23 protein-coding genes and 1 pseudogene are annotated in these 23,810 nt (G+C 72.7%); 14 read left to right on the plus strand and 10 right to left on the minus strand.

The annotated features are described in order from the left end of the window. Positions 1–135 precede the first annotated feature (135 nt). The 4 genes and pseudogenes from QMG39_RS06370 to QMG39_RS06385 form a co-directional block, all read left to right on the plus strand. The gene (locus tag QMG39_RS06370) at positions 136–1,266 is read left to right on the plus strand and encodes a sensor histidine kinase (RefSeq protein ID WP_281883193.1); all 1,131 of its coding nucleotides are present in this window, start codon (positions 136–138) and stop codon (positions 1,264–1,266) included. Further along, positions 1,263–1,964, plus strand: coding sequence for a response regulator (locus tag QMG39_RS06375; RefSeq protein ID WP_281883195.1), 702 nt, complete (start codon positions 1,263–1,265; stop codon positions 1,962–1,964). Before QMG39_RS06370 ends, QMG39_RS06375 begins: the two co-directional genes overlap by 4 nt. A 53-nt stretch (positions 1,965–2,017) precedes the next feature. Then, entirely contained in the window at positions 2,018–2,794 is a 777-nt protein-coding gene (locus QMG39_RS06380) for a FadR/GntR family transcriptional regulator (protein ID WP_281883197.1), read from the plus strand. 32 nt (positions 2,795–2,826) lie between these two features. Beyond that, a pseudogene (locus tag QMG39_RS06385) lies at positions 2,827–4,062 on the plus strand (alpha-hydroxy acid oxidase); the annotation flags it as partial. Positions 4,063–4,353: 291 nt separating this feature from the next. Here QMG39_RS06385 and QMG39_RS06390 read toward each other — a convergent pair. After that, the gene (locus QMG39_RS06390; RefSeq protein ID WP_281883199.1) at positions 4,354–4,878 is read right to left on the minus strand and encodes a hypothetical protein; all 525 of its coding nucleotides are present in this window, start codon (positions 4,876–4,878) and stop codon (positions 4,354–4,356) included. A 174-nt stretch (positions 4,879–5,052) separates the two neighbouring features. Here QMG39_RS06390 and nhaA point away from each other — a divergent pair, with 174 nt between their 5' ends. Beyond that, complete coding sequence (nhaA, locus tag QMG39_RS06395) at positions 5,053–6,921, plus strand: Na+/H+ antiporter NhaA (protein WP_281883201.1); 1,869 nt, start codon at positions 5,053–5,055, stop codon at positions 6,919–6,921. 206 nt (positions 6,922–7,127) lie between these two features. Continuing rightward, on the plus strand, positions 7,128–8,015 hold the full coding sequence (locus tag QMG39_RS06400; RefSeq protein WP_281883203.1) for a helix-turn-helix transcriptional regulator: 888 nt from the start codon (positions 7,128–7,130) through the stop codon (positions 8,013–8,015). A 129-nt stretch (positions 8,016–8,144) separates the two neighbouring features. Here the strand turns inward: QMG39_RS06400 and QMG39_RS06405 are convergent, their stop codons facing one another. Further along, a complete protein-coding gene (locus QMG39_RS06405; RefSeq protein ID WP_281883205.1) occupies positions 8,145–8,555 on the minus strand; it encodes a (R)-mandelonitrile lyase in 411 nt (136 codons plus the stop codon). A 40-nt stretch (positions 8,556–8,595) separates the two neighbouring features. Then, complete coding sequence (locus tag QMG39_RS06410) at positions 8,596–9,645, minus strand: zinc-binding dehydrogenase (RefSeq protein WP_281883208.1); 1,050 nt, start codon at positions 9,643–9,645, stop codon at positions 8,596–8,598. A 180-nt stretch (positions 9,646–9,825) separates the two neighbouring features. Between QMG39_RS06410 and QMG39_RS06415 the strand changes: the two genes are divergently transcribed. Next, positions 9,826–10,194, plus strand: coding sequence for a DUF2255 family protein (locus QMG39_RS06415; protein WP_281883210.1), 369 nt, complete (start codon positions 9,826–9,828; stop codon positions 10,192–10,194). 126 nt (positions 10,195–10,320) lie between these two features. Next, positions 10,321–10,935 (plus strand): TetR/AcrR family transcriptional regulator, encoded by a 615-nt coding sequence (locus QMG39_RS06420; RefSeq protein WP_281883212.1) that lies wholly within the window; start codon positions 10,321–10,323, stop codon positions 10,933–10,935. Positions 10,936–10,961: 26 nt separating this feature from the next. Here QMG39_RS06420 and QMG39_RS06425 read toward each other — a convergent pair whose 3' ends face one another. After that, entirely contained in the window at positions 10,962–13,208 is a 2,247-nt protein-coding gene (locus QMG39_RS06425) for a glycoside hydrolase family 3 C-terminal domain-containing protein (RefSeq protein ID WP_281883214.1), read from the minus strand. Positions 13,209–13,349: 141 nt separating this feature from the next. On the opposite strand from QMG39_RS06425, the gene QMG39_RS06430 reads away from it, so the two are divergent. Next, positions 13,350–13,943: a TetR/AcrR family transcriptional regulator gene (locus tag QMG39_RS06430; RefSeq protein ID WP_281883216.1), complete on the plus strand. Its 594-nt coding sequence runs from the start codon at positions 13,350–13,352 to the stop codon at positions 13,941–13,943. Between the two features lie 86 nt (positions 13,944–14,029). Further along, a complete protein-coding gene (locus tag QMG39_RS06435) occupies positions 14,030–15,229 on the plus strand; it encodes an ROK family protein (RefSeq protein WP_281883218.1) in 1,200 nt (399 codons plus the stop codon). Here QMG39_RS06435 and QMG39_RS06440 read toward each other — a convergent pair. Together QMG39_RS06440 and QMG39_RS06445 are read right to left on the minus strand one after the other, a co-directional pair. Continuing rightward, complete coding sequence (locus QMG39_RS06440) at positions 15,164–15,997, minus strand: polyprenol monophosphomannose synthase (protein WP_281883220.1); 834 nt, start codon at positions 15,995–15,997, stop codon at positions 15,164–15,166. The genes QMG39_RS06435 and QMG39_RS06440 overlap by 66 nt on opposite strands. A 25-nt stretch (positions 15,998–16,022) precedes the next feature. Further along, positions 16,023–17,540, minus strand: coding sequence for a peptide MFS transporter (locus tag QMG39_RS06445; RefSeq protein WP_281883222.1), 1,518 nt, complete (start codon positions 17,538–17,540; stop codon positions 16,023–16,025). 100 nt (positions 17,541–17,640) lie between these two features. On the opposite strand from QMG39_RS06445, the gene QMG39_RS06450 reads away from it, so the two are divergent. Next, positions 17,641–18,894, plus strand: coding sequence for an MFS transporter (locus tag QMG39_RS06450; RefSeq protein WP_281883225.1), 1,254 nt, complete (start codon positions 17,641–17,643; stop codon positions 18,892–18,894). 12 nt (positions 18,895–18,906) lie between these two features. Here QMG39_RS06450 and rocD read toward each other — a convergent pair whose 3' ends face one another. From rocD to QMG39_RS06470, 4 genes are all read right to left on the minus strand, one after another. Further along, positions 18,907–20,133, minus strand: a complete 1,227-nt coding sequence (rocD, locus tag QMG39_RS06455) for an ornithine--oxo-acid transaminase (protein WP_281883227.1) — start codon at positions 20,131–20,133, stop codon at positions 18,907–18,909. Beyond that, positions 20,130–21,008 (minus strand): dimethylargininase, encoded by an 879-nt coding sequence (gene ddaH, locus QMG39_RS06460; RefSeq protein ID WP_373878308.1) that lies wholly within the window; start codon positions 21,006–21,008, stop codon positions 20,130–20,132. The genes rocD and ddaH overlap by 4 nt, the downstream gene beginning before the upstream one ends. 232 nt (positions 21,009–21,240) lie before the next feature. Next, the gene (locus QMG39_RS06465) at positions 21,241–22,035 is read right to left on the minus strand and encodes an LLM class F420-dependent oxidoreductase (protein ID WP_281883229.1); all 795 of its coding nucleotides are present in this window, start codon (positions 22,033–22,035) and stop codon (positions 21,241–21,243) included. 120 nt (positions 22,036–22,155) lie between these two features. Beyond that, the gene (locus QMG39_RS06470) at positions 22,156–22,413 is read right to left on the minus strand and encodes a hypothetical protein (RefSeq protein WP_281883231.1); all 258 of its coding nucleotides are present in this window, start codon (positions 22,411–22,413) and stop codon (positions 22,156–22,158) included. Positions 22,414–22,464: 51 nt separating this feature from the next. On the opposite strand from QMG39_RS06470, the gene QMG39_RS17140 reads away from it, so the two are divergent. From QMG39_RS17140 to QMG39_RS06485, 3 genes are all read left to right on the plus strand, one after another. After that, a complete protein-coding gene (locus QMG39_RS17140) occupies positions 22,465–22,704 on the plus strand; it encodes a hypothetical protein (protein WP_373878309.1) in 240 nt (79 codons plus the stop codon). 155 nt (positions 22,705–22,859) lie between these two features. Then, a complete protein-coding gene (locus QMG39_RS06480; RefSeq protein ID WP_281883235.1) occupies positions 22,860–23,297 on the plus strand; it encodes an Lrp/AsnC family transcriptional regulator in 438 nt (145 codons plus the stop codon). A gap of 41 nt (positions 23,298–23,338) precedes the next feature. Next, complete coding sequence (locus tag QMG39_RS06485; RefSeq protein WP_281883237.1) at positions 23,339–23,704, plus strand: GntR family transcriptional regulator; 366 nt, start codon at positions 23,339–23,341, stop codon at positions 23,702–23,704. Positions 23,705–23,810: the final 106 nt, after the last annotated feature.

The following is a 23,810-nucleotide window of genomic DNA, read 5'->3' on the forward strand; positions in this document are numbered from 1 at the left end:
TCGGCACCGAGGCTAGGAACGCAGGCCACCCGCGGTCGTCGTGCCGCCGGATGCGATGCGTGGACTCCGGAAGGACCCGGCGTGTCCTCCCACAGGAGGATGTGCCGCCGGATGCGGCGGGCGTAGCATCCCCACGTGAGGCCGCGGATCCACCCCGTCGACATCGCGATCGCCGCGATCGTGCTGGTGCTCGGCCAGCTCGAGGCGTGGGCCGGGATCGGCGCGATGACCATGCCCGGGCCCGACTGGGCCCGCGGCCTCGCCTACGGGCTCGCTGCCGTGCTGCTGGTCTTCCGTCGTGCTCGGCCGCTCGCCGTGCTCACCGCGGTCGCGATCGTGCTGCTCGCGGAGTTCGCGCTCGCGGGCGCCCCCGAGGGCTACGCGTTGCTGCTCGCGCCGCTCGTCGCGATCTACACCGTCGGGCGCTGGGTCGCGATGCCGACCTCGCTGTGGGGCATCCTCGTCGGCACGGTGCTCTGGGCGGGCTGGGCCTGGACGGATCCACTGAACACGACCCTCGAGGACCGGCTGTTCGCCCTCGTCTGGCTCGCGCCGTGGGTGATCGCATGGCTGGTGGGCGCACTCGTGCGCACCACGGCGACCCTGCGCGAGCAGCGGCGCGCCGAGCGCGCGGCGCGCGAGTCGAGGGCGATCGCTGAGGAACGCAACCGCATCGCACGCGAACTGCACGACGTGGTCGGACACGGCCTGTCCGTGATGACCGTCCAGGCCGCCGCGGTGCGCCGCCGGCTCCGCCCCGACCAGGCGACGGAGCGCACCGCGCTCGAGGCGGTGGAGGCGGTCGGGCGGGAGTCGCTCGCAGAGATGCGCCGACTGGTGGGGGTGCTCCGCACGGACGAGGCGGCCAGCCGCGAGCCGCCGCCCGGCCTCGGCACGGTCGGCCGCGTCGCCGACCGGGTCACCGCGGCCGGCCTGCCCGTCACCGTCACCACGACGGGCGCCGCCCGGGACCTCCCGATCGCGCTCGACATCGCGGCGTTCCGCGTCGTGCAGGAGGGGCTCACGAACGCCATGCGCCACGCGACCGGCGCGACGCGGGTCGACGTGGACGTGGACTTCGGGGATCGCGCGCTCTCGCTCCGGGTTCGGGACGACGGCGTCGGTCCGATCGATACGGGAGGATTCGGCGCCGGGCTCACCGGCCTGCGCGAGCGGGTGACGCTCCACGAGGGAGACCTGAGCTTCGGGCCGGGACCCGACGGCGGCTGCGAACTGCGCGCCGAGCTCCCGTGGCCGGCCGCATGAACGCCGGGGCCGTGCTGCCGGCCGGACCGGACGCCGCACCGATCCGCGTGCTCATCGCCGACGACCAGGCGCTCGTGCGCACCGGGTTCCGGATGATCCTCGAGATCGAGCCCGACCTCGAGGTCGTGGGCGACGTCGCCGACGGGGCGCAGGCGCTCGAGGCGGCGCGGGCACTCGCCCCCGACGTGGTGCTCATGGACGTGCGCATGCCGCGGATGGACGGCATCGCCGCGACGCGCGCGATCGCCGAGGACCCCGCCGCGACGGGGCGCGTCGTGATGCTCACCACGTTCGACGTCGACGAGTACGTCTACGACGCGCTGCAGGCGGGTGCGAGCGGGTTCCTCCTGAAGGACGTGCAGCCCGAGCTGCTCGTGGCGGGCATCCGCGCCGTGCACGCCGGCGACTCGCTGCTCGCCCCGGCGGTGACCCGCCGCATGATCGAGACGTTCGTCGCCCGGCCGCGCGCGGCGGCCGACTCGTCCGCGCTCGCCGCCCTCACCGAGCGCGAGCGCGAGGTGCTCGCGCTCGTCGCCCGCGGCCGCACCAACGGCGAGATCGCTCGCGACCTGTACGTGTCGGAGACGACCGTCAAGACCCACGTCGGTCGAGTGCTCGCGAAGCTCGGCGCCCGCGATCGGGTGCAGGCGGTCATCATCGCGTACGAGACGGGGCTCGCACAGGCGCCAGGGGGCTGACATGTGGTCTGACCTCGGTGTAGCATGGTCGGACCACACACGAGGAGCTCTCAGTGACGACGACGCCCGGCACCGTGCCCGACGCAGAATCGCCCCGCGCCTGGAAGTCCGTGCTCGAGCACGTCGAGCGCGCGCTCCTCGACGGCTCGCTGCAGCCCGGCGACCGGCTCCCCGGCGAGCGCCAGCTCTCGACCGACCTCGGCGTCGGCCGCTCGAGCGTGCGCGAGGCGTTCCGGGTGCTCGAGGTGCTGGGGCTCATCCGCACGCGATCCGGCTCGGGCCCGAACGCAGGCGCGATCATCGTCGCGACCCCGCGCGGCGGCATGTCGGCGCTCATGCGCCTGCAGGTCGCGGCACAGGGCTTCCCGGTCGACGACGTCGTGCGCGCGAGGCTCCTGCTCGAGGCATCCGTCGCCGGTGAACTCGCCGCCGCGGTGCACGACCACGACCTGGGCGACGCGATGCAGCTCCTCGACGCCATGGAGCCGCCGGGGCTCGACCCCGACGAGTTCCTGGTGCTCGACGCGCAGTTCCACGTGGCGCTGGCGGAGGCATCCGGCAACCAGGTCATCACCGCGATGATGGCCGGCCTGCGCAGCGCGATCGAGGGGTACGTGCTCGCGGGCGTGCCGCACATCCGCGACTGGGGCGCGATGGCCGACCGGCTGCGCGACGAGCACCGCGAGATCGTGCACGCCATCGAGCGCGGCGACGCGGCCGATGCCGAGGCGCGCATCCGCGACCACATCACCGGGTACTACGCCGAGTCCCTGCTCGAGGTGCCCGACCGACCCGCGGACCCGGCGCACGCCGCGGCATCCGCGACCTGACCGACCGACCCGACACACGAAGGAAGACGCACATGGTGCAGCGACAGATGCCGAACCCCAAGGAGCTCGCGCAGCTCATGCGGTTCAAGACCCCGACCCTGAACCCCACGGACCGCCGCCTCGACGCCGCGCTCACGATCGCCGACCTGCGCGCGATCGCCAAGCGCCGCACGCCGAAGGCCCCGTTCGACTACACCGAGGGCGCCGCCGAGGGCGAGCTCTCGCTGGCCCGCGCGCGGCAGGCGTTCCAGGACGTCGAGTTCCACCCGTCGATCCTGCGCAACGTGCCGGTCGTCGACACGAGCCGCGAGGTGCTCGGTGAGCGCAGCGCCCTGCCGTTCGGCATCGCGCCGACCGGGTTCACGCGCCTCATGCAGACCGAGGGCGAGGAGGCCGGCGCGGGTGCCGCGGGCGCAGCGGGCATCCCGTTCACGCTGTCGACCCTCGGCACGACCTCGATCGAGGGCGTCAAGGCCGCCAACCCGAACGGCCGCAACTGGTTCCAGCTCTACGTCATGCGCCAGCGCGAGATCTCCTACGGCCTCGTGCACCGCGCCGCCGCCGCGGGCTTCGACACGCTGTTCTTCACCGTCGACACCCCGGTCGCCGGCGCCCGTCTGCGCGACAAGCGCAACGGCTTCTCGATCCCGCCGCAGCTCACGGTCGGCACGGTGATCAACGCGATCCCCCGCCCGGCGTGGTGGATCAATTTCCTCACCACCCCGCCGCTCGAGTTCGCGTCGCTGTCGTCGACCGGCGGCACCGTGGGCGAGCTGCTCGACTCGGCGATGGACCCGACGATCTCGTTCGACGACCTCGACGTGATCCGCGAGATGTGGCCGGGCAAGATCGTCGTCAAGGGCGTGCAGACCGTCGAGGACGCCAAGCTCCTCGCGGGCCGCGGCGTCGACGGCATCGTGCTCTCGAACCACGGCGGCCGCCAGCTCGACCGCGCGCCCATCCCGTTCCACCTGCTGCCGCACGTCGTGCGCGAGGTCGGCGACGACATGGAGGTGCACCTCGACACGGGCATCATGAACGGCGCCGACATCGTCGCGTCGATCGCGCTCGGCGCCCGCTTCACGCTCATCGGCCGCGCGTACCTCTACGGCCTCATGGCCGGCGGCCGCCGCGGCGTCGACAAGACCATCTCGATCCTCCGCACCGAGATCGAGCGCACCATGAAGCTGCTCGAGGTCTCGACGCTCGACGAGCTCGGCCCGCAGCACGTGACCCAGCTGTCGCGCCTGGTGCCCGTGGCCAAGACGGTGACGGATGCCGCGGAGCAGGCGACCGCCTCGAAGCCAGCCACCGTGCGCACCAACCGGTCGACGGGCGCGGCGAAGTCGGGCGGCGCGAAGACCGCGACGAAGACCACCGCGACGAAGGCGACCGGCACGAAGACCACGGCCGCGAAGTCGTCGTCGAAGTCCACCGGCACCCGCACGGCCAAGAAGGCGACCACGTCGACGGCGACGGGCACGGCCGGCACGACACCGTCGACCGACTCGTCGAGCTCCTAGTCCTCGGGGCTCGCGGGCCGGCCGGCGCCCCCGGCGTCAGTCGGCCCGCGAGCTCGACCGGGTCGCGAGCGACGCGGTCGTCACCGACAGCGATGCCGCGCTCGCCATCTTCTGCACCGCCTTCAGCTGCTTGCGGCGCTGCTTGAGCGCCTTGCGCTTGGCGGCGGCGTTGCGCTTCTGGATGCGCCTGGCGGCGCGGGTCGTGCGCGCCTCGGCGCGATCCGCGGAGCGCACGACGCGGCGCTTCGCCTTCCTCGCCGACTTCGCGGCTCGACCGGGCGCGTCCTTGGCGTCGTGACGCACCGAGCGTGCGACCTCGGTCGCGCGGGCGACGGCGGCGTCGACACGGCGTCTCGCCTTCCTCGGGAGCGACGCGGCAAAGGCGGATGCCTCGCGAGCGGCCTGCACCGCCTGGTCGGCGGCGTCCGCCGCATCGCGCCGGGCTCGACGCGACGCCTGCGCAGCGCGCTCGGCCGCGGCCCGCGCCTTCCGCGTCGACTCCCTGCGCTTCGCCTTCGCACGCTTGGACACACGCTCGCTCGTGCGCTTCGAGCCGGCCATCCTGCTCCCCTCCCCCGCACGCGCGCGGTCGGCGCGAGTACCGCTCCAGTCTGGCACCGGTGCACCCTCGAGGGCCACGGAGTCGGCCCCGCGTCTCCACAGGCGCCGGCGTTCGGGGTGGATTCACACGCGCGCACCCCGCTAGCGTGTCCGCAGGCGTGCGGAGGGCGGGGCATGGGCGAACCGATCGAGCTCAGCACCGCGCCGTCGCGCCCCGACCGCCCGGCCCGGCCCGGCCGGTCACGGCGACCGCGGTTCAGCGGGGGCTCGTCCGAGCGCACCGCCGCAGGCCTCCTCCTGCTCGCCACGCTGGTCGCCATCACCTGGGCGAACTCGCCGATGAGCGCGACCTACGACGAGTTCTGGTCGACCGAGATCGAGCTCGCCGTGGGGTCGTTCGAGGCGCACATCAGCCTGCGCCACCTCGTGAACGACGGCATCATGACGCTGTTCTTCTTCGCGATCGGCCTCGAGGTCAAGCGCGAGATCACCCTGGGCGAGCTCACCGACCGCTCCCGCGCGATGGTGCCCGTGATCGCCGCGGTCGCGGGGCTGGTCGTCCCCGCCCTGTTCTTCCTCGCCGTGGCCGGCACGACCGAGCAGGCGCACGCGTGGGGCGCCGTGATCTCGACCGACACCGCGTTCCTCGTGGGCGCGCTGGCGGTCATCGGCCCCAAGTTCCCCGCGCGGCTGCGCATCTTCCTGCTCACGCTGGCCGTGGTCGACGATGTCGGCGCGCTCGGCGCGATCGCGATCTTCTACAGCGACGACATCCAGATCTGGCCCCTGCTGCTGTCGATCGCGTTCCTCGCCGGCGTGTTCCTCGTGCGCTACCTGCCCGTCGGCCGCGGACCGGCGTACGCCGTGCTGTCGATCGGCGCCTGGGTCGCGATGTACGCGTCCGGGGTGCATCCGACCCTCGCGGGCGTGGCGATCGCGCTCATGATCCCGGTCTTCCCGCCGCGCCGCCGCGACGTCGAGCGCGCGGTGGAGCTCACGACCGCGTTCCGCCAGTCACCCAGCTCCGAGTACGCGGCGGCGGCGACCCGCAGCCTGCGCGCCTCGATCTCCGAGAACGAGCGCCTGCAGACGGCGTACTCGCCGTACGTCACGTACATCGTGCTGCCGCTGTTCGCCCTCGCGAACGCGGGCGTGCGCCTGGATGCCGAGACCGTCGGCGCGGCCCTCGGCTCGCTGCTGTTCTGGGGCATCATCGCCGGTCTCGTGGTGGGCAAGTTCGTCGGCATCACCGCGACGACCGCGATCGTCCGCGCGACCGGACTGGGCACGCTGGCGCCGGGCCTCACCCTCGCACGCGTCGCGGGCGGAGCGGCCCTGTCGGGCATCGGCTTCACCATCTCGCTGTTCATCGTCGACATCGCGATCGACGACCCGCTCGCACAGGCCGAGGCGAGATTCGGCGTGCTCGTGGCATCCGCAGTCGCCTTCCTGCTGGCGTGGGTCGTCTTCCGGGTGAGCGACCGGCTGCAGCCGCCCGTGCCGGTCGGCGGCACGCTCGCGCGGCCCGTCGACCCCGAGCGCGACCACATCCGCGGCCCGGTCGACGCGCCGCTCACGCTGGTCGAGTACGGCGACTTCGAGTGCCCGTTCTGCAGCCGCGCGACGGGTTCGATCGACCACGTGCGGTCGGTGCTCGGCGACGACCTGCGCTACGTCTGGCGGCACCTGCCGCTGACCGAGGTGCACGACCACGCCGTGGACGCCGCGCGCGCCGCGGAGGCGGCCGCGAAGCAGGACGCGTTCTACGAGATGGGGCAGCTGCTGTTCGCGAACCAGGACCGCCTGGAGGTCGACGACCTGTGCGGCTACGCGGAGCAGCTCGGGCTCGACCCCGAACGGTTCCTCGAGGACTTCAACTCGACCGAGGTCGCGAACCGCGTCACCGACGACGCGCTCGACGCCGAGGTCATGGACCTGCACTCGACGCCCACGTTCTTCATCGGCGAGAAGCGCCACAAGGGCCACTACGACGCGGCGACCCTCGTGGAGGCGCTGCGCGCCTCGCGCGAGCAGTCCTCCTGACCCGAGACCCGTCGATTCCCTGCGTTCCCAGCGCTCAGAGTGCAGCATTTCGACGGGTCTCAGCGCGCGCACCATCGAGACCCGTCGATTCCCTGCGCTCTGAGCGCTCAGAGTGCAGCATTTCGACGGGTCTTGGCAGACGGATGCCGCGTGGCAGGCACTCGCAGGGCCTCCCTGCGCGCGGCGTACGGGCATACCGTGGGGTCATGGCCGACCTGCGCGACGAGATCAAGGAGTTCCTGAGCTCCCGGCGCGCCCGCATCACCCCCGACCAGGCGGGCCTGCCCGCCTACGGCGGCAACCGGCGCGTGAAGGGCCTCCGCCGCGAGGAGGTCGCGATGCTCGCGGGCGTCTCGGTCGACTACTACGTGCGGCTCGAGCGCGGCAACCTCGCGGGGGCCTCCGAGAGCGTGCTCGACGCGCTCGCCAGCACGCTCCAGCTCGACGAAGCCGAGCGACAGTACCTCTACGACCTCGCCCGTGCCGCGGGACCGGGACGGACGCGCACCTCCCAGGCAGGGCCCGTCGTGCGCCCCGCCGTGCAGCAGGTGCTGGACGCGTTCGCCGACGCCCCGGCGTGGGTGCGCAACGGCCGGCACGACATCATCGCGGCGAACCGCCTCGCCCGCGCGCTCTACTCGCAGGTCTACGACGACCCGCGCCGGCCCGTGAACACCACCCGGTTCGCCTACCTGAACCCGGCCGCGCGCGAACTGTGGCGCGACTACGACCAGATCACGCACGACGCGGCGGCGATGCTGCGCCTCGAGGCGGGGCGCAACCCGCACGACCCGGAGCTCATCCGGCTCGTGGGCGAGCTCTCCACGCAGAGCGAGCTGTTCCGCGAGCGTTGGGCGTCGCGCGACGTGAAGTTCCACCGCAGCGGCCTGAAGCGCCTGCACCACCCGGTGATCGGCGACCTCGACCTGAACTACGAGTCGATGGAGCTGCCGAGCGAGCCGGGCCTGGTGCTGAACGTCTACACCGCCCCGGCGGGATCGCCCTCGGCCGACGGGCTGCGCATGCTCGCGTCCTGGGCGGCGACGCACGAGGCGGAGTTCGCCGCCCAGGAGCGGGCCGCCGCCGGCTCCTGATCGCGGCCGCGCGACCACGCCGAGGTGCGTGACGAGATGTCGGATGCCCCGCCGCGGCGACGGCGTGTCACGGCGCGGGGCCGGCGTGTCGCCCGAGGCATCCGACATCTCGTCACATCGGCGGCCCGGTCAGGCCGAGGGGTACTCGTCGGTCGACACGTGGTCGCCCCAGACGGTCTCGGGCTCGGCCGAGCCCGGCTCGGGCGCCTCCCACACGGCGAGGTGGCACATGAAGCCGTCGGATGCCGCGCCGTGCCAGTGCCACTCCCCGGGCGGCGTGTACACCGTGTCGCCCGGGTGCAGCTCGATCGGCTCCTCGCCGCGCGACTGCACCCAGCCGATGCCCTCCGTCACGTGCAGGGTCTGGCCGACGGCGTGCCGGTGCCAGGCGGTGCGCGCCCCGGGCGTGAAGCGCACGAGGTTGACCCGCGTCCGCGACGGCGGCTTCCCCATGTAGTAGGGGTTGAAGTAGACGTCGCCGGTGAACCACTGCTCGGGTCCCTTTATCGTCGCGCCCTTGGGCTGCATCCGTGTACTCATGTCGTCGCTCCTTCGTGGGATTCGAACTGCGCCGGGTCCATCAGAACTCGACCATCACCTTCAGCGCCTCGCGCGCGTCCATCGCCGCGTAGCCCGCGGGCACGTCGTCGATGCCGACCGAACGGTCGAACACGCGACCCGGGTCGATCTCGCCCTCGAGCACCTGGCGGATGGCCGGCTCGAGGTAGGCGCGCACGGGCGCGGGGCCGCCGGTCAGCGTCGCGTTCTTGCCGAACAGCGAGCCGAACCCGATCGGCGCCTCCTCGTACTGCGGCACGCCGACGCGGGAGATGACGCCACCCGGGCGGACGACGCCGTAGGACTGCTCGTACGCCGGCATGTGGCCGACCGCCTCGAGCACGACGTGGCTGCCCTCGCCGCCGGTCAGGTCCATGACCTTCGCGATGCCCTCGGCGCCGCGCTCGGCGACCACGTCGGTGGCGCCCCACTCGCGGCCGAGATCGGTGCGCGAGGTGTGGCGACCCATCAGGATGATGCGCTCGGCGCCCATGGTGCGCGACGCGAGCACGGCCGAGAGGCCGACCGCGCCGTCGCCGATCACGGTGACGGTCCTGCCGGGCTCGACGCGGCCCATGTGCGCGGCGTGGTAGCCGGTGAGGTACACGTCCGAGAGCGTGAGCAGTGAGGCGAGCAGGCTCGGGTCGGCGCCCGCGGGGTCGACGTCGGGCACCTTCACGAGCGAGCCGTCGGCCTGCGGAATGCGCGCGAGCTCGGCCTGGAGGCCGCCCGTCTGCGGGGTGCCGTACCAGCCGCCGTGCGGGCACGAGGTCTGGAAGCCCTCGCGGCAGAACGCGCAGGTGTTGTCCTGGAACGCGAACGGGGCGATGACGAAGTCGCCGGGCCGCAGCGAGGTGACGGCCGCGCCGACCTCCTCGACGACGCCGATCAGCTCGTGGCCCATCGGGTTGCCGTGCTCGGAGTGCGGCATCGAGTGGTAGGGGTGCAGGTCGCTGCCGCAGACGCAGGCGCGAACGGTGCGGACGATGGCGTCGGTGGGCTGCTGGATGACGGGGTCGGGCACCGTCTCGACGCGGACGTCGCCGGCGCCGTACAGGAACGTGGCCTTCATGAGGTGTCTCGTTCTCCTTCTGAGTGGTTCCGCCACGGGCAAGGACCCGCGACCTCAGCCATTCGACCCCGCCGCGCGCGGGCGTGGGAGTCCCTGACGAGACAGGTACCGCCAGGGCCTGTCGCCGGCGCGGCCGATGCCGCAGAGTGGGAGGCGACGTCCATGACGAGAGGAAGCACCATGCCCACGTGGACCCCCGATGAACTCGACTCGCTCGACCGCACGCAGGAGATCCGCGTCGCCGGCCGGAAGCAGGACGGCTCGCTGCGCACCCTCACGATCGTCTGGCACGTCGTCGTCGACGGCGCGCTGTACGTGCGTTCCTACAAGGGCGCCGACGGTCAGTGGTACAAGGGCGTGCTGCGCAACCTCGCCGGTGCCGTCAGCTGGGGCGGGCAGACCCGCGATGTCACGTACATCCCCGACGACGCGCACGACGAGGACGTCGATGCCGCCTACTTCGCGAAGTACGGCGACACCGGCCCCACGCGCGCCATGGTCGCCCCGTCCGCGGTCGCGACCACCCTCCGCGTCGAACCCGCCGCCTGACGCCGAGACCCGTCGAATTCCTGCGTTCTCAGCGCTCAGAGCGCAGGGAATCGACGGGTCTGGGAACCGGGCATGGTCGACCGGCACCGGTACGCTCGTCTGCGAACGGATGCGGGAGGCACGGGCATGACCGAGCAGGTCGCCGCGACGGGGCGCAAGCGCGGGCCGTACGCGAAGACGAAGCGCACGCGCGCCGCGATCCTCGACGCCGCGCTCGACGTGTTCGCCCGCGGCGGCTACCGCTCGGGCTCCATCCGCGACATCGCGACGGCGGTCGGCATGAGCGAGGCCGGACTGCTGCACCACTTCCCCACCAAGAGCGCGCTGCTCGCGGCCGTGCTCGAGCACCGCGACCAGCGGTCGATCGACGTGCTCGGCACCGACGACGCCGATCCGCTCGCCACCCTCCGCGGCCTGGTCGAGCTCGCCCGCTACAACGCGTCGGTGCCGGGCGTGGTCGCCCTGTACTGCACGCTCTCGGCGGAGGCCACCGACCCGGGGCATCCGGCCCATGCGTACTTCGTGACGCGCTACGCCGACACCGTCGGCCGGCTCGAGCGGGCATTCGACGGATGCCGCGAGCTCGGCCGACTCCGCGACGGCACGACCCCAGGGTCGGCCGCCCGCCAGGCGGTCGCGGTCATGGACGGCCTGCAGGTGCAGTGGCTGCTCGACCCGGAGGGCGTGGACATGGCCGCCGAGCTCGACCGGTTCCTGCGCGAGGTCGTCGACTTCGACTGAGTCGCCGACGACGACCTCGGCGGACGCTACGACCGCGCGTTCGCCTCGGCGAGCACGCGCTCGACCTCGTCGCGGTCGAGCGGCATGTTCGGGAACGACGTGAGCCGGCCGATCGGGAACGACGCGAGCATCTTGAACATGGCGGGGTCGGCCATGAACGAGCCCTCGGCGGCGAGCGCCTGGCGGATGACGGGCCCGGCGATCGGGTCCTCGACGACCTCGCCGATCGACGAGTGCATGCTGAGCGGCACGCGCACGTCGTCGCCCGCCACGTCCACCGACACCGTCGCGCGGAGGTCGCGGCTCGACGCGCCGATCGACAGCTCGTACGCGCCGCCCTCGACGATCCAGGCGTCCGCGCGCGTGTCCCAGTACGCGAGGTCGTCCCGGCGCAGGTGCACGCGCGCGACGCGGGACTCGCCCGCGGGCACGGACACCTTCGCGAAGCCCTTCAGCTCGCGCGGCGCGCGCACCACCGACGACCCGGGCAGCGCCGAGTAGACCTGCACGACCTCGGCGCCGTCGCGGTCGCCCGTGTTGGTCACGGTCACGCGCACGTCGATGCCGTCGGCCGTGGCCTCGGCCGAGGCATCCGCGTACTCGAAGTCCGTGTACGAGAGGCCGTGCCCGAACGGGTACGCCACGTCGATCGCGCGGGCGTCGTACCAGCGGTAGCCGACGAACAGGCCCTCGCCGTAGCGCACGCGGGAGTGCTCGCCGGGGAAGTCGAGGAACGCCGGGCTGTCCTCGAGGCGGTGCGGGATCGTCTCGGCGAGCCGGCCCGACGGGTTGACGCGGCCGTAGAGCACGTCGGCGACCGCGCCGCCGCCGGCCTGGCCGAGCAGCCAGCCCTCGACGATCGCCGGCACGCGGTCGGCGAAGGGCAGGCGCACGACGCCGCCGTTCGAGAGCACGACGACCGTGTTCGGGTTGGCCGCGATCACCCGGTCGGCGAGCTCGAGCTGCGCGGCGGGCAGCTCGATGTCGTCGCGGTCGAAGCCCTCCGACTCGAGCTCGGCGGGCACGCCGAGGAACAGCAGCACGGTGCCGGCTGCGGATGCGGCGGCGACGGCCTGGTCCGCGAGCGCGGCGTCGGCCGTGCCGTCGGCGGAGTACCCGGCCGCGAACGGCACCTCGGCACCCGCGACCGCGCGGATCTCGTCGAGCGCGTTGTCGAGGCGGTGCGGGTTGATGAGCGACGAGCCGGCGCCTTGGTAGCGCGGGGTGCGCGCGAGCTCGCCGACGACGGCGACGGATGCCCCGGGCTCCAGCGGCAGCGCGCCGCCCTCGTTGCGCAGCAGCACGATGCTCGCGGCCGCGACCTCGCGGGCGAGCGCATGGTGGGCGTCGACGTCGTACGTGGCATCCGGCCTCGCTGCCGCGACCGCCTTGTGCACGAGGTCGAGGTTGCGCCGCACGGCGACGTCGAGCGCGGCCTCGTCGAGCTCGCCGGCGCGCACGGCGGCCACGAGCTCGGCGTCGGTGCGGCCGTCGCTCGACGGCATCTCGAGGTCGAGGCCGGCGACCAGGCCGGTGACGCGGTGGTTGACGGCGCCCCAGTCGGAGACGACGAGGCCCTCGAAGCCCCACTCGTCGCGCAGCACGCTCGTGAGCAGCCACGGGTCCTCGGAGGTGTAGACGCCGTTGAGCCGGTTGTAGGAGCACATGACGGTCCAGGGCTGGGCGTCCTGCACGACGCGCTGGAACCCGCGGAGGTAGATCTCGCGCAGCGGGCGCTCGTCGACGTCGGCCGAGACGCGCATGCGGTCGGCCTCCTGGTTGTTCGCGGCGAAGTGCTTGAGCGAGGCGCCGACGCCCTGCGACTGCAGGCCGCGCACGAGCGCGGTGCCCATGACGCCCGACACGATCGGGTCCTCGGAGAGGTACTCGAAGTTGCGGCCGCAGAGCGGCGAGCGCTTGATGTTGATGCCCGGGCCGAGCAGCACGCCGACGTCCTCGGCGAGCGACTCCTCGCCCAGGGCGACGCCGACCCGCTCGAGCAGCTCGGGGTCGAACGACGACCCGAGGGCGACGGCGGGCGGGAAGCAGGTGGCCGGCACGCTGTCGGCGATGCCGAGGTGGTCGGCGCCGGCGCGCTGCTTGCGCACGCCGTGCGGGCCGTCGGTGAGCATGATGCCGGGCAGGCCCACCCGCTCGATCGGCTCGGTGGTCCAGAAGCTCGCGCCGCTCGTGAGGGAGGCCTTCTCCTCGAGGGTGAGGTCGGCCACGCGCACCTCGCGGTCGGCGGCGGGGCGGTTCAGCGTGTCGGTCATCGTGCTCCTTCGTCCTGGTGACCGGTCGCACGACGCGGGGCGCGACGACGCGGTATGAGAAACCATAGATCGTTCGCGTTTCATTTTCAAGTGCTCGCTCGGTTTTCATGCCCGGCGCGCTCGACGGCTACGATCGAGCGCATGGCACGCAGGGGCTCGTACGCCAAGGGCATCGCGAAGCGCGAGGAGATCCTCTCCACGGCGCTCGACGTGATCGCGCGCAACGGCTATCGCGGCGCATCCGTGAAGGAGCTCGCCGACGCCGTCGGGCTCAGCCAGGCAGGTCTGCTGCACTACTTCGGCACCAAGGAGGACCTCTTCGTCGAGGTGCTCCGCACGCGCGACCGGCGCGACGAGGCGGCCGCGGGGTCGTACCGCGGCGCGCCCCTCACCGGCTTCGTCGACGTCGTGCGCGGCAACGCGTCGGTGCCCGGCCTGGTGCAGCTGTACGCGCAGCTCTCGATCGAGGCGGCCGACCCGGCGCATCCCGCCCACGACTACTTCGTCGAGCGCTACCGGCTCTTCCGCTCGATGATGGCCGAGCTGCTCCGCTCGCGCATCGACGCCGGCGAGCTCGGCGCCCACGTCGATCCCGACCGCGCCGCCGCGCTGCTCGCCGCCGCGGCCGACGGCCTGCAGATCCAGTGGCTGCTCGAGCCGGAGCTCGACATGGCCGCGCACCTCGACTACCTGGTCGCGCTGCTGGCCGCACCGGGCGCCGACGACACCCGTTAGGGGCATACGCACGCGCCTGCGGCCTGTGCCATGCTGGCGACATGATCCGAGGGGAACGGACCGGGGACACCGCGCACGCCGCTCGCATGGCGGATCCCGACACGCGCACGCGGAACCTCGCACTGGTCGTGGGGCGGCTCGCGACCGCGGGACCCGCGTCGCGCACCGAGCTGTCGCGCGGCACCGGGCTCGCGAGGGGGTCGATCCGCACGCTCGCGTCGACGCTCATCGACGCCGGCGTCGTGCGCGAGGCGACGGTCGGCGGCGACGGCGGCGGGCGGCCGCGCACCGTGCTGCGGCTCGCGACCGACGACCTCGCCATCGTCACGGCCCGCACCGACGCCGACGCGGCCGTCGCCGTGCTGCACGGCATCTCCGGGGAGGAGCTCGCCCGGTTCACCGCCCGCCACGGCGGGCCGCTCGAGGACCCGGACACGGTGCTCGACGTGCTCGCACCGGTGCTCGACGCCGCGATCGGCGGGGCGGACAGCCGCGACCGGCGCATCGGAGCGGTGTCGGTGATCGTGCCCGGCGTGGTGGGCGGCGACCCGGCGGTCGTGCGGGTCGACCACGAGCTCGGCTGGCGCGACGTCGACGTGCTCGCGGGGCTGCGTGAGCGCCTGCCGCGGCTGAGCGAGCTCGAGCCGACGCTGCCGAACGGGCTCGCGCTGCTCGGCGAGGGCACCGCCGCGGCCCGGGCCGAGCTGGACGCGCTCGACGACCTCGGCGACTTCCTCTACATCTCCGGCCACAGCGGCATGGGCGGCGCGGTCGTCGTCGACGGCGAGCCGGTCCCCGGCGCGCACGGGTCGGCGGGCTCAATCGGGCACGTCGCGATCGACCCCACCGGGGTGCCGTGCCGATGCGGGCAACTCGGATGCCTCGTGACGATCGCCGGCCCCGAGATCGTGCTCGACCGGGCCGGCCTCACGGAGCTGCGCCGCGAGCACGGGCTCCAGACGGCGCTCGAGGAGCTGCGCGAGCGGATCGCCGCGAACGACCAGCCCGCGGTGTGGTCGTGGAACGACGCGGTGCTCTGGATCGGCCGCGCGCTGCGCGCCCTCGACGCCGCGCTCGACCCCGAGGTCATCGTGGTGGGCGGCTACTGGGCCGACCTCGTGGGCGACATCGCCGACGCGGTCACGACCGACGGGTTCCTGGCGTCCGACGCCGAACAGGCGCCGCTCGTGCTCGCGGGCGCCGCGGGACCCGACGCCGCCCTACTCGGCGGGTTCGCCACCGCCAGGTCGCGGCTGCTCGCCGACCCGCTGCACCTCGCGGTCTGACGCATCGCCCGCCCGGCGAGCGAGGTGGGGCGGTCGCCGCGTCCACGGCGCGCGGATCGCCCACCAGGTCACCCGGGCCGCCGCCTCGACGGCGATGCCGAGGCTCATCTTCGACGCGCCCCGCTCGCGCTCCACGAACCGCACCGGCTCCTCGACCACGACGAGGCCGGCACGGTGCGCGTGCCAGAGCACGTCCACCTGGAACCCGTAGCCGCGCGTGTGCACGTCGGCGAGGTCGATGGCGCGGAGGGCGTCGGCACGGAAGACGCGGAACCCCGCGGTCGCGTCGCGCGCCGGCAGGCGCAGCACGAGGTGCGCGTAGGCGCTGCCCAGCCGGGAGATCACCTGGCGGTGCACGGGCCAGTTCTCGACGGAGCCGCCGTCGACCCAGCGCGAGCCCACGACGAGGTCGGGTGCGGCCTGGTCGGCATCCGCCCGATCGAGCCGTGCCAGCAGGCGCGGCAGTTCCTCGGGCAGGTGCGAGCCGTCGGCGTCCAGCTGGACGATCGGGTCGTGGCCGTGGGCGAGCGCCCAGTCGAACGCCTCGAGGTAGGCGGCGCCGAGCCCCTGCTTGCCCGGCCGGTGCAGCACGTGCACGGCGTCGTCGCGCGACGCGATGCCGTCGGCGACCTCGCCGGTGCCGTCGGGCGAGGCGTCGTCGACGACGAGCACGGATGCCTCCGGCACGGCGGTGCGGACGCGCGCGATGATCGGCCCGAGGTTGTCGCGCTCGTCGTAGGTGGGGATCACCACGAGCGGGACGGTCATCCCGGCATCCTAACCTCCGCGGCCGTCAGCGGACGCCGCGCATGAGGGCGAGCACGGGCCGCACGGCCAGGAAGAGCGAGGCCCCGATGGCGATGGCGATCGCACCGAGCACGCCGAAGTAGGTCGCCTCGTTCACGCTCGTGTAGAACTCGGCGAGCAGGCCGGCGATCGAGGTGCCGAGCGCGATCGACAGGAAGAACAGCGCCACCATCTGGGTGCGGAAGATCGCGGGTGCGAGCTTCGTCGCGACCGACAGCCCGACCGGCGACAGCAGCAGCTCCGCAACGGTGAAGGTGAAGAGGATGAGCACCATCCACAGCAGCGGCGTCGAGTTCTTCCCGCCGTCGGCGAACGGTAGGAAGAGCAGGAACGCCACGCCCATCACGATCGTGCCGACGGCGAACTTCACCGGGGTCGACGGCTGACGCGTGCCGAGCTTCGTCCAGAGCGCGGCGAACACCCCCGACAGGATGATGATGAAGATCGGGTTGATCGCCTGCACCCACGGCACCGGCATCTCCCAGCCGAGGATGTGGCGGTCGAGCTGCTCGTCGGAGTAGATCGTGAGCACCGTGAACTGCTGCTGGTACAGCGACCAGAACCCGACGCTCGTGATGAACAGCGGGATGAAGCCGTACACGCGCGAGCGTTCGAGGCTCGTGATGCGCTGCGACGTGAGGATCACGGCGAAGTACGCGATCGCGGCGATCACGGTGCCGGCGATCACGAGGGTGACGAGGTTGTCGGCGGTGATCAGCCCGAGCAGCACGCCGACGCCGATCAGCACGATCGCGACCGCGGCGATGACCGCGGCGATGATGCGGCGATCGCGCGGGAGCGGGTTGGGGACCTCGCGGGCGACGTCGGGGATGCGACGGCGGCCGAACGAGTACTGGATGAGCCCGATCGCCATGCCGACCGCGGCGAGGCCGAAGCCCCAGTGGAAGCCGAGGTTCGACTGCAGCAGCCCCGTGAGCAGCGGACCGAGGAACGCGCCCAGGTTGATGCCGAGGTAGAACAGCGAGAAGCCCGCGTCGCGGCGCGGGTCGTCCGGACGGTAGAGCGTGCCGACGACGGCGGTGGCGTTCGCCTTCAGCCCGCCGCTGCCCAGCGCCACGAGGATCAGCCCGACGCCGACGCCCCAGAACCCGGGCAGGAGGGCGAGCGCGATGTGTCCGAGCATGATGACGACGGCGCTCCAGAAGAGCACGCGCTCGGAGCCGAAGAGCCGGTCGGCGATCCACGCGCCGAGCACCGTCGAGAGGTAGACCGCGCCGCCGTACGCGCCCACGATGCCGGCGGCCGTGGACTGCTCCATGCCGAGGCCGCCCTCGGACGCGGAGTAGTAGAGGTAGAGGAGCAGGATGCCCTGCATGCCGTAGAAGCTGAACCGCTCCCACATCTCCACGCCGAAGATGTTGGCGAGCGCACGAGGCTGGCCGAAGAACCCGTGGTCGTCCTTCGCGCCGACCCCCGGCAGTCTCGGCTCCCCCTCCGACGGACTCGCGTCCCCCGGCGCCGGCTTCGCGACGTCGTCGCTCATGGCGTCATCGTATGCCCGCGCGCCGCTCCGGTCGAGTGCGAGGGCGACGGATGCCGCGGGCCCGGCGCCGCACCCGCGGCACCGCGTACGATCGAGCGCAGTGACACCTCCATCCCGGGACTCCGCGGCCCGCGCGTTCCCGTGGCTGCTCACGGCGGGCATCATGCTCGTCGCGCTCAACCTGCGCGCGCCCATCGTCGCGCTCGCCCCGGTGCTCGAGCGCATCGAGGCCGAACTCGGCCTGACACCGGCCACGGCGGGCCTGCTCACGACGCTCGCGGTGCTGTGCTTCTCGCTCGCCACGCCGCTGGCCGCGCTCGTCATCCGGCTGAGCGGGGCGGAGCGCGCCGTGGTCATCGCCCTGCTCGGCGTGCTCGCCGGCACGATCCTGCGGTCGGCCGACGGCGCACCGACGGCGTTCGCGGGCATGGTCGTGATCGGCGCGGCGATCACGATCGGCAACGTGGTCATGCCCGTGGTGATCCGGCGGGACGTGCCGCCCGACCGGGCCCCGCTCGTGACCGGCGTCTACACGGCGATGCTCAACGTGGGCACGATGATCACGTCGCTCGCGACGGCGCCGCTCGCGGACCTGGTGGGCTGGCGACTCGCGACGGCCGCGTGGGGCGTGTTCGTGCTCGCGGCGCTGGTCGTCTGGGGCGCCTACCTGCGTCGGCGACGGCGCGACGACGCACCCGAACCGGAACCGGCGCTCACGACGGCGGAGCTGCTGACCGGCGGGATCGCGGTGGTCGACGACCGCGCCGGCCCCGGGGCATCCGACTCGGCGTGGCGCAACCCGCTGACCTGGCTGCTGACCGCCGCCTTCGCGGCGCAGGCGTGGGGCTACTACGGGGTCACGAGCTGGCTGCCGACGATGCTCGCCGACCTCCGCGGCATCGGCGAGGTCGCCGCCGGCGCGGCCTCGTCGGTGTTCCAGGTCGCGGCCATCGTCGGCGCGCTCGGGGTGCCGCTGCTCGGCGCCCGCACGCCCCAGTGGGTGCCGGCCGCGCTCATCGGGGCGCTCTGGATGACCCTGCCGATCGGCCTGCTCGTCGCGCCCGAGGCGTACCTGCTCTGGGAGTTCCTCGGCGGCATCGCGCAGGGCGGCGGCTTCGTGGTGATCTTCACCGTCGTCGTGCGCCATGCGCGGAGCGACCGCGAGGCGGGCGGCATGTCGGCGATCGTGCAGGGCGTCGGCTACCTGCTGGCGGCGCTCAGCCCGCCGCTGCTCGGCGCCATGCACGCCGCGACCGCGGGCTGGGCGCTCCCGCTCGTGGTGCTGATCGGCTCGACGTCGACCTTCCTCGTGCTCGCCGTCGTCGCGACGCGCATGACCGACGCCCGCCGCTGAGCGGCTCGACCGTCAGCGGGTGGCGCGCTCGGCGAGCACGGCCTCCAGCTGGTCGACGGCCCAGTCGAGGTCGGATGCCTCGACGACGATCGGCGGCGCGAGCCGGATCGTGGAGCCGTGGGTGTCCTTCGCCAGCACGCCGCGGCGCATGAGCGCCTCGCAGACCTCGCGGCCCGTGCCGAGCGCGGGGTCGATGTCGATGCCGGCCCAGAGCCCGGCGCCGCGCACGGCGACCACACCCCGACCGACGAGGGCATCGAGCCGCGCGCGCAGGCGCGCACCCAGCTCGCGCGCCCGGGCCTGGGGCTCGCCGCTCGCGAGCATGCGCACGACCTCGAGTCCCACGGCGGCGGCCAGCGGGTTGCCGCCGAACGTCGAGCCGTGCTCGCCGGGACGCAGCACGCCGATCACGTCGGCACTGCCGACGACCGCAGACACCGGCACGATGCCGCCGCCGAGCGCCTTGCCGAGCGTCACGAGGTCGGGCCGCACGTCGACCAGGTCGCACGCGAGCGTCGAGCCCGTGCGGCCGAGACCCGACTGGATCTCGTCGGCGATGAGCAGCACGTTGCGCGCGTCGCACAGCGCGCGCACCCGCGGCAGGAAGTCGGCCGGCGGCACGACGATGCCCGCCTCGCCCTGGATCGGCTCGACGAGCACCGCCACGGTGTTCTCGTCGATCGCGTCGGCCGCCGCGTCGGCGTCGCCGTACGGCACCGCCCGGAAGCCCGGCGTGAACGGACCGAAGTCGGCGCGTGCGTCGGGGTCGTCGCTGAACGAGACGATCGTGGTGGTGCGGCCGTGGAAGTTTCCGGCCATGACGACGATGTTCGCGGCATCCGGCGCCACGCCCTTGACCCGGTACCCCCAGGCGCGCGCGACCTTGATGGCCGACTCGACCGCCTCGGCGCCCGTGTTCATCGGCAGCACCATGTCCATGCCGACGAGCTCGGCGAGCTCGGTCACGAACGGCCCGAGCCGGTCGTTGTGGAACGCGCGGCTCGTGAGCGTGATGCGGTCGAGCTGCGCGTGCGCGGCGGCGAGGAGCTGCGGATGCCCGTGCCCGAAGTTCACCGCCGAGTACGCGGCGAGGCAGTCGAGGTAGCGTCGCCCCTCGACGTCCGTGACCCAGGCGCCCTCGCCCGAGGCGACGACGACCGGCAGCGGGTGGTAGTTGTGCGCCGCGTGCGCCTCCTCGAGGGCGATCGCGGTCTCGGTGGCATCCGTCGTCGTGGTCATCGGCGCAGCTCCAGGGTGCAGCACTTGACGCCGCCGCCGCCGAGCAGCAGCTCGGAGAGGTCGACGCCGATCGGGGTGTAGCCGTGGGCGCGCAGCTGCTCGGCGAAGCCGGTGGCGCGCGAGGCGATCACGACGTTGCGGTTGTCGCTGAACGAGTTGAGGCCGAGGATCGCGGCGTCCTCCTCCGACACGATGATCGCGTCGGGGTAGCGGGCCTCGAGCACCGCGCGGGACGCCTCGTCGAACGCGCTCGGCAGGTACGCGATGTGCTCGCGGCCGGGCGTCGGGTCGAGCACCGCGAGCGCGGTGTCGAGATGGTAGAAGCTCGGGTTGACCAGGCGCAGGGTCACGACCTCGCGGCCGAACACGCGACCGATCTCGTCGTGCGAACGCGAGTCGCTGCGGAACCCGGTGCCCGCGAGGATCGCGTCCCCGACGAGCAGGAAGTCGCCCTCGCCCTCGTTGACCTCGAGCGGGCGGCGCACGTCGAACCCCGCGGCATCGAACCAGTTCATGTACGCGGGGCCCTCGGCCTGCCGCTCGGGGTGGGTGAAGCTCGCGCCGTAGGCGATGCCGTCGAGCACGAAGCCGCCGTTCGCGGCGTAGACCATGTCGGGCAGGCCCTCGACGGGGTCGATGAGCTGCACGTCGTACCCGAGCCGCAGGTACGTCTCGTAGAGCGCCTCCCACTGCTGCACCGCGAGGCTCGTGTCGGTCGGCAGCGCGGGGTTCATCCACGGGTTGATGCGGTAGACCACGGTGAAGTGGTCGGGGCGGCACATCAGCACCGACTTGCGCACGGCGGTGCGCTCGGGACGGTCGGCGGTCGGGCGGGTCTCGGTCTGCTGCTCGGTCTGATCGGTCACGATGGTCATCGCGCCTCCTTCACTCGTCGGCGGCGGTGCGACGAGCCGACGAGGACCGGCAGCCGCGGCACGCGCCGCATGGGTGTCGGCGGACCAGGTCACTCTCCTCGAGCCCCGCAGGCGGTGCGGGACGCCGTTTCCAGTGTCACACGCCCACGCGCTGCGCGATACCGATTGAGGCGCACGGATGCTGCGTGCTCAGCGTCGGCACGCAGCATCCGTGCGCCTCAGCGCCCCGGTGTCAGGAGTTCTTGGCGTCGCGCCAGGCCAGCCAGCGCGAGACCTGGACCATGTCGTAGTCGGGGCCGTTGAGGCCGAGCGTGAACATGCGCACGCCGGCGTCGTAGTACGCGTCCGCCTTCTCGTCGTCGGCCCGCGCGAGCTCGTTCGACACGACGATGTTCGAGGTGTCGCGCCCGACCTTCTCGCCCCACGCGTCGATGACCGACACCTTGTGCGCGATCTCCTCGGGCTTGACGAAGCTGTGCCAGACGTCGGCGTGCTTGGCGACGAGCTTCAGCGTCTTCTGCTCGCCCTTGCCGCCGATGAGCACGGGGATGTCGCGCGTCGGCGCCGGGTTCAGCTTCGCCCAGCGCGCCTCGATGCGCGGCAGGGCCTCGGCGAGGTCGTCCAGGCGCGAGCCGACGGTGCCGAAGTCGTAGCCGTACTCGTCGTAGTCGCGCTCGAACCAGCCCGACCCGGTGCCGAAGATGAACCGACCCTCGCCGCCCTTGGCGCTGATGTGGTCGATCGTGCGGGCCATGTCGGCCTGCAGGTCGGGGTTGCGGTAGCTGTTGCAGTTCACGAGCGCACCGAGCTCGACGCGCTCGGTCTGCTCGGCCCAGGCCGCGAGCAGCGTCCACGACTCGAAGTGCTCGCCGTCGGGCTCGCCGTAGAGCGGGTAGAAGTGGTCCCAGTTGAAGACGATGTCGACGCCGAGGTCCTCGCAACGCATCACCGCGTCGCGCATGTGCTGGGCCGTCGTGTGCTGGGGGTGGAGTTGCACGCCGAGGCGCACCGGAGTGTCAGTAAGCATGACTCCACGCTAGGCCGACCGCGCGCGATCACCGAATCGATTCGAGAACTGGGGAGAACGGCGAGCGGATGCCTCGCGGCCGGCGCGCGCCCAGCGGCATCCGCTCGCTGCCGTCGCCGCTCAGCGCTGCGTGTCGATGAGCGCCGCGAACCGACGATGCGCTGCCTGCCTACTCGTGCCGAGCACCGCACCGATAGCCGCCCACGAGTCGCCGGCCGCGTGGGCCGCCGCGACAGCGGCGACGAGTTCCCGCTCCGCCGCATCGATCGCGTCGAGCGCGACGCCGATCCGCGCGAGGTGCGCGCCGTCGCGCATGTCCGACTTCTCGAGCCGGAGCTCGTCGAGCCACTCCTCCGTGCTGGCCTTCGTCTTCGTCATGCTGATCACCTCTCAGAGCAGGTCGTACCATCTCGGGCGGAGCACATCGGCGTGGATGACACGCACTGGGTCACGCGCGGGCACGAGCACGATCTCGAGGAAGCGCCCGTCCCGCGCTGGGCCGAGCACGAGTATCTGCAACTCGCCATCTCGTTCCACCTCTCGGTACACACGTGGATGCCTGATCGCATGTCGGATATCCGAATCGACGATGCCGTGCTTCCGCGCGCTCGATCTGATCTCCACGCCGTCAATGTAATGTTGACGAACCTTCCCGCGAATTGTCAATGAACGATTGACACACGGATCGCGAACTCCAGCACCTGTGGAGGAGTCGTTCTGGATCCGACTCCGGCGGCGCATTCCGCATCGATTCGATCACGAGCGCATCGAATGCAGCGCACGGGGGTCCCGCGACGCAACGATCCGCCCTACACTCCGAACGCATGGACAACCTCGACCGCAGCATCCTCGACCTCCTGCGCGAGAACGCCCGCGCGAGCTACGGCGACATCGGCTCGACCGTCGGGTTGTCCGCCTCGGCCGTGAAGCGCCGCGTCGACCGACTCGTCGCCGACGGCGTGATCCGGGCATTCACGATCCAGGTCGACCCGACGGTCGACGGCATGAGCACCGAGGCGTACGTCGAGCTGTTCTGCCGCGGCACGGTCGCGCCCGAGGAGCTCCAGCGCATCCTGCAGAACGTGCCCGAGGTCGTCTACGCCGGCACGGTCACCGGCAGCGCCGACGCGATCGTGCAGATGCGCGCCCGCGACATCACGAGCCTCGAGGACGCGCTCGAGCGCCTGCGCGTCGCCCCCAACGTCGACCACACGCGCAGCGCGATCGTGTTCTCGCGCTTGGTCAACCGGCCCCGCGACTGACCGGTGCAGCACCGGCCGAAGCAGAATCGAGCGGATGCCCCGTGATCGCGATCACCGTCGACCCGGAGTCGTCCACGGCACCGTTCGAGCAGATCCGGATGCGGGTGCGCGACGCCGTCCGCTCCGGTGAACTGGCCGCGGGCACGAAGCTCCCCACGGTGCGCGCGCTGGCCGCCGAGGTCGGCGTCGCCGTGAACACGGTCGCGAAGGCGTACCGCGCGCTCGAGTCCGACGCGGTCATCGAGACGCGCGGGCGAAACGGCACGTTCGTCTCCGCGACGGGCGACCCGACCGAGCAGCAGGCGCAGCTCGCGGCGACCGCCTTCGCCGACCGCATGGCCGCCCTCGGCGTCGACGAGGCCGCCGCCCTCGCCTACGCCCGCGCCGCGCTCCGCGCCGACCGCTGACGCTCAAGCAGCGTTCCCCTGCGCAACGGCCAGTCTGCGTCGCTCCGGCCAGCCGTGCAGGACTGGCCCGCACGACGCAGACTGGCCGACGCGGGAGGAACGCCGC

Origin of the sequence: Agromyces rhizosphaerae, assembly GCF_027925245.1 — a bacterium.
Classification (GTDB): domain Bacteria; phylum Actinomycetota; class Actinomycetes; order Actinomycetales; family Microbacteriaceae; genus Agromyces; species Agromyces rhizosphaerae.